This is a genomic window from Mycobacterium sp. E1747 (assembly GCF_001667775.1).
Lineage (GTDB): Bacteria > Actinomycetota > Actinomycetes > Mycobacteriales > Mycobacteriaceae > Mycobacterium.
Genome location: NZ_LZJI01000190.1, coordinates 1 through 1243, shown reverse-complemented (window position 1 = coordinate 1243; position 1243 = coordinate 1). Strand labels below are relative to the sequence as shown.

At 66.9% G+C, this 1243-nt stretch carries 1 protein-coding gene; it reads right to left on the bottom strand.

Features of this window, described 5'->3' with window-relative positions:
• A complete protein-coding gene (locus tag A5695_RS19145) occupies positions 1–1242 on the bottom strand; it encodes a PPE family protein (protein WP_068085606.1) in 1242 nt (413 codons plus the stop codon).
• Position 1243: the final 1 nt, after the last annotated feature.

Here is a 1243-nt window from a genome sequence, read left to right as displayed (position 1 = left end):
CTATCCGGCCGATGGTGGGCGGGTGAGGACGCTGTAGCGGAAGCCGTATTTGTGGGAGTAGCCCGCGGCGGCGCCGGCGCGGCGGCCGATGACGCCGGTGGGCATGCCGCGCAGTAAGGCATTGCCCGGGGGGTTGCCGGCCGCGCCGGCGGTCTGCACCGGCAGCGCCTCGGCCTCGGCGTTGGCCGGGCCGACCGCCGAGGTCAGCGTGGCCCACTGCTGAGGCACCGACAACGACCCGACATGAACGGCCTGGCCGGCACCGGCCGACACCGCACCACCACCGATGTTGCCCAGGTTGCCCAACCCCAACTGAGCGAACTGCGGCGTCGGATACCACGCACCACCGGCACCCGCGGTACTACCACCAGGACCCGACACCAACTGCTGAGACAGCTGCGACCAAAACGCCACGATGCCATTCGAGAAATAAGCCAGACCCGTGTTCTGCTTGAGCATCACCGTGTACAAGGTGGGGTTGAGCCCCAGGTAATTGTTAGTCGGCGTGGGCAACCCACTTTGACTGAAGTTCTGGATCGCACTCGTCAGCCAGGTAAACGGCCCCGTCTGCGACGACGACGCACTCACCTGCGGCGCCGCGGTGCTGACCAATTGCGTGCTCGCCAGCTGCGAAGCCACCGTCTGAGCGGTATTGCCCGCCGGCTGCTGAGCAGCCTGGGTCACCGCCAACGCCTGCTCGGCCACCCCATCAGGAGCCGTGGTATTCGGCGGGGCATCAAAGGGCGCCAACTGCGAGGCCGTGGCCGAAGCCGCCGCATACCCATACATCGCCGCCGCATCCTGGGCCCACATCTCCAAATACTGGGCCTCGGTCGCCATAATCGCCGGCGTGTTCTGCCCAAAAAAATTCGTCGCCACCAACGTCGCCAACAACACCCGATTAGCCGCAATCACCGGCGGGGGCACCGTCATCGCAAACGCCGCCTCAAACGCCGCCGCCGCCGCCCGACCCTGACTGGCCGTCTCCTCAGCCAACCCCGCCACCGCAGAAAGCCAACTCACAAACGGCACCACCGCCGCCACCATCGACGACGACGCCGGACCCACCCACGGACCCGACGTCAACTCCGCAACCACCGAGCCATACCCACTAGCCGCCGCAGCCACCTCAGCAGCAATCTCATCCCACGCCGCCGCCGCCGCCATCAACGACCCCGAACCCGGACCCGCATACATCCGACCGGAATTGATCTCCGGCGGTAACGCCCCGAAGTCAAACACC